Source organism: Pseudomonadota bacterium, from assembly GCA_010028905.1.
Classification (GTDB): domain Bacteria; phylum Vulcanimicrobiota; class Xenobia; order RGZZ01; family RGZZ01; genus RGZZ01.
Genome location: RGZZ01000441.1, coordinates 1 through 4,260 on the forward strand (window position 1 = coordinate 1; position 4,260 = coordinate 4,260).

The following is a 4,260-nucleotide window of genomic DNA, read 5'->3' on the forward strand; positions in this document are numbered from 1 at the left end:
AGGCTGGCGTCCGGAACGGCGAGCGTGGTCATGCGGGGGAGATTGGCGATGGGTTCGCCTCGTTCCCGCTCGGGGTGTCGCTGGCAGCGTCAGGCAGCGACGGCTCTGGAGGCAGCACGAGCCAGGCGGTGATGGCCACGCACACGGTGAGCGCGCCGATGCCGAGCAGCATCGGACGCGCGCCCACGCGGTCGATGAAGGCCGACACGATGGCCACCCCCGCGGGCACCGCCACGTTCACCACCGCGAAGAGGGTGGCGAACACGCGCCCCTGCAGCCGAGGCGGCGTGCTGCGCTGCACCAGGGTCAGTATCACGGCATTGCCCGGAGCCACGGCAAATCCCGCGACGGCGGCGGCCATCGATGCCAGCACGAGGGTTGGCGCCAGGCCCACGCCGGCGAAGGCCAGGCCCACGATGAGCATGCCGCCGTAGATGATCACGGCGTCGCTGAAGAGGCGGGTCAGCGCCTGGGCCGCCATCGACCCCAGCAGCATGCCGCCACCCAGGCCGCCCATGAGCCATCCGAATCCCACTGATCCGGCGTGCAGATCTCGGTCGGCGAGCACGGGGAAGATGACCGAGTACGGCCCCACGAGCAGGTTCACCGCCGTCGCTGTCAGACAGACGACGAGAATGAACCGGTTGGCGCGCAGAAAGGTGAGCCCCTCAATGGCCTCGCGAAGCACGCCTCCGTCTGCCTCGGGGCCGCGGGCCGCGGGTCGCCAGGCCAGAAGGCTGAGCGCCAGGGCCGAGACGCCGAAGCCCACCACGTCGATCCACAGCGCGTACACGGGCGACGGAGTCACCGCGATGAGCAGACCCGCCAGCACCGGGCCGGCGAGTGACGAGATCTGCGACGTCATCTCGGCGTAGGCATTGGCTTCGGTGAGCAGCGCCTCGGGCACGAGCTCCGGAATCACGGTCTTCTCCGAGGCGTAGAACACCAGGGTAAGCGTCGAGACGGCGAATGTCACGCCGTAGACCAGCGCCATGGGCATGCGCCCCTCGGAAAACGCGAGGGGAAGCGCGGCCACGAGCAGGCCGCGCGCGAGGCTGCAAGCGATCATGAGCCTGCGGCGGTCGAAGCGATCGACCGCCAGGCCGGCGACCCATCCGAACAGGGCGTTGGGGAGCACCTGGGCGAGGTAGACGCCGCCCATGGCGATGCTCGAGCCGGTGGCTTGCAGAACCATCCAGGCCAGGGCGATGTAGTTGAACTGGTTGCCCAGCTGTGAGACGGTCTGACCGAACCAGAGAAGGCGGAAATCGCGATGACGCAGCACCATGGTGGCGCTGGCTTCGAACTGCTTGCGTGGTCTCCTTCAATCGCGCGGCTGCGCTTTGCTTCAGAAGGCCGCCGACTGCTGTCGCTCGAACTGCTCGCGCACCCGCGCCACGGTGTCGATCTCGTCGGCGCTCTTGTCGTCGCGGATGCGCACGACGCGGGCGAAGCGCAGCGCGTAGCCGCAGGGGTAGGTGGGGCTGGCCTGCACGTCGCTAAAGGCCACCTCGAGAACCACGGAGGGGCGAACGCGCACCGTGGGAACGTCGGCCGGCCCGTCGCGCAGCCCCAGCAATCGCGCGGTGAGCTGCTCGAACTCGGTATCGCTCAGGCCCTTGAATGTCTTTCCCACCTCGGTGAAATCGCCGTTGTCGTCGCGCACGGCCAGGTGGTAGTTGCTCAGCCAGCCGTTGCGCCGCCCATAGCCCCAGTCAGCGGCCACCACGACCACGTCGAGGGTATGCACCTTCTTGATCTTGAGCCAGGCGCGTCCGCGCACGCCGGGGCTGTAGGGGCTGGTGGGGTTCTTGGCCATCACGCCTTCGTAGCCGCGGTCGATGGCGTCAAGGGTGAAGGCGGTGGCGGCCGCGTCGTCGCTGGTCTCGAGGCGCGGCACCAGCACCACCGATGGGGTGGGTGAGAGAGCCGCCACAAGCCGCGACCACCGCTCACACTGGGGTGTGTCGAGCAACGGTTCGCCGTGCATCGCGAGCAGGTCGAACAGATACACGCGGGTGCCGATCTCGGCGGCCCGCTCGTCGACGTCGTGCACGCGCCGAAAGCGTCGCATGAGGTCTTGGAAGGGCAGGGGGCGACCGCTTCGATCGACGGGCACCACCTCGCCCTCGAGAATCGCATCGTTGAGAGGAAGGGCTTCGCGCACGGCGGCGCACACATCGGGCAGGCTCTCGGTGACCTCGCTGAGACGTCGGGTGAAGAGGCGTACCTTGCCATCGTGGATGTGGATCTGCAAGCGGGCGCCATCGAGCTTGTGCTCGAACACGGCGTGCCCGCCGCACAGTGCCAGCGCCTCGGTAGCGGTCTCCGCCTTCTGGGCGAGCATGGGGGCCAGCGGCCGGAACGGCTCGAGGCGAACGCCATCGAGACCCGCGGCCCCATCCGTGCAGGCGATCTCCACCACGCGTGATGCGTCGCCCAGCAGCATCTTCGCCCGGGTGACGCTGGCCTGCCCGATGCCGGGGCGTCGCGCGACGGCTTCGAGCACCACGCCTTCGTCGGCGCCCTGACGCATGTCGCCCAGAACGATGCGCACGATGACCTCGAGCTCGTCTGCCGTGGCGCGGGCCAGCAGGTCGACCAGCAGGGCCTCTCGTCTGGCGGCCGCCCCTTTGCCGCGTATCTCAGCCAGGGAGATCAGGGCGTCGCTGACTTCCTGCAGCGTCAGCGTGGCGCTCTCGGGGAAGATGTGACCGCCTTCCGCGGCGAGCAGGGCCCGTGCCGCCACACCCGCGTCTTCGGTGATGCCGCGTTGTGCAGAGGCTTCTGCAGACGGTTTCGCGCCCGACGCTGAGGGCGTGTTGCGGTGCGCCAGTGCGCGCACCGCGCGCCACAGCGTGGCGCCGCTCACCTCGAGCGTGCGCGGGTCGCCCTTCGGGAGCGCGCGCCCCAGCAGCAGCAACGTGGCGGCGCGTACCTCGCTCGTGGCCAGGTGCGCGAGGAACACTCCGATGCGCTCCATGGCCGCCAGTCGCTTCGAGGTCTGGCGCAGAGTGAGCGACAGGCCGGCGAGTTCCGCGAATGGGGTGGGCACTATTTCGGTGAAGGTGTCGACGCGGGTGCCGGTTTCGACGCGGGTGCCGGGGTCGACGCGGGCTCGGTCTTTGCCGGCGCCTCTGTGGGCGCCGCGGGAGAAGCGGGACCTGTACCGCGCGCAGCGGGGGCGCCAGGCGCGTTCGATGGCGTGCCAGGATGCGTCGGAATCGGAGAGGCCCCCTGCACCTCGGTAGGCGGCGCCGGGATGCGCAGCGGTGGCCGCGGAGGCACTGCCGTTCCGGCCCCCGGCACATCGGGCAGGGGGGCGCCGATGGCGCGGAGCATGGCGGCGCGCGCCTGGTCTACGGCCGACTCGGCGTTCACCTGGTTGGTCTCGGCGGTGACGGTGGCCTGCTCGGCGTCGAGCACATCGAGGAACGTGCCGAGCCCGGCCTTGTAGCGGCCGTTGATGAGCCGCAGGCTCTCTTGGGCGCTCATCACCTCTGCGCCAGCAGTGATGAGCCGCTGCTCGGCGGTCTTCAGGTTGAGGAAGGCCTGCGCCACGTCAGACAGGGCGTTCTGACGTGCCGCGACCAGCTGCGCCTCGGTGCTGAGCTGGTTCGCCTGGGCCTCGCGCACACGGCCCAGGGTGAAGCCCCCGTCGTATAGCGCCCACGTGACCTGCAACCCGACGTTGAAGGTGTAGCCGTCGAAGGTGGTCAGGGGCGTGTTTCCTCGCGTGAAGTAGCTGCTGGTGGCGGCCAGCGATGGGGCGTTGCTCGTCTTGGCCGCCGAAAGCGCATGCTGGCTGGCCTGGAGACTGGCCACCGCCTGCAGCACGTCCGGTCGCTGCGCCAGGGCGAGACGGAAGAGGGCGTCTGGATTCGAGGTGTCGACCGGGGGCTCGTCCTGCCCTTTGGCCTGTACCTCAATCGGGGTTCGCGGATCGATGCCCATGAGCACAGCCAGGTTCACACGCGAGACAGAGGCCACGGTCTGGGCCTGGTTGAGGTTGAAGATGGCGCTGGCGACCGCGGTCTGGGCGCGCACCACGTCTGACGGGAGCCCCAGACCTGCTCTGTGGCGGGCCTGCGCAAGCTTCAGGTGCTCCTGCTGGTTGCGCAGGTTGGCTTGCTGAACCTTGACGAGGCGCAGGTTCTGCACGTACTGGAAGAAGCCTTGCTTCACCTGGAAGACCAGGTCTTGCTGCACCTTCGAGAGGTTGGCGAAGGCGAGCCGCTCTTGTGCGAGTGCCTGGCGGAC

Annotated in this window: 3 protein-coding genes; all 3 read right to left on the reverse strand. The window is 69.1% G+C overall.

What is annotated here, in order from left to right:
- Window positions 1-28: 28 nt before the first annotated feature.
- Window positions 29-1,288: an MFS transporter gene (locus EB084_20720; GenBank protein ID NDD30690.1), complete on the reverse strand. Its 1,260-nt coding sequence runs from the start codon at window positions 1,286-1,288 to the stop codon at window positions 29-31.
- 60 nt (window positions 1,289-1,348) lie between these two features.
- The gene (locus tag EB084_20725; protein ID NDD30691.1) at window positions 1,349-3,202 is read right to left on the reverse strand and encodes an ATP-dependent DNA ligase; all 1,854 of its coding nucleotides are present in this window, start codon (window positions 3,200-3,202) and stop codon (window positions 1,349-1,351) included.
- A partial coding sequence (locus EB084_20730; GenBank protein ID NDD30692.1) for a hypothetical protein occupies window positions 3,055-4,260 on the reverse strand: 1,206 nt, incomplete at its 5' end. The genes EB084_20730 and EB084_20725, both read right to left, overlap by 148 nt.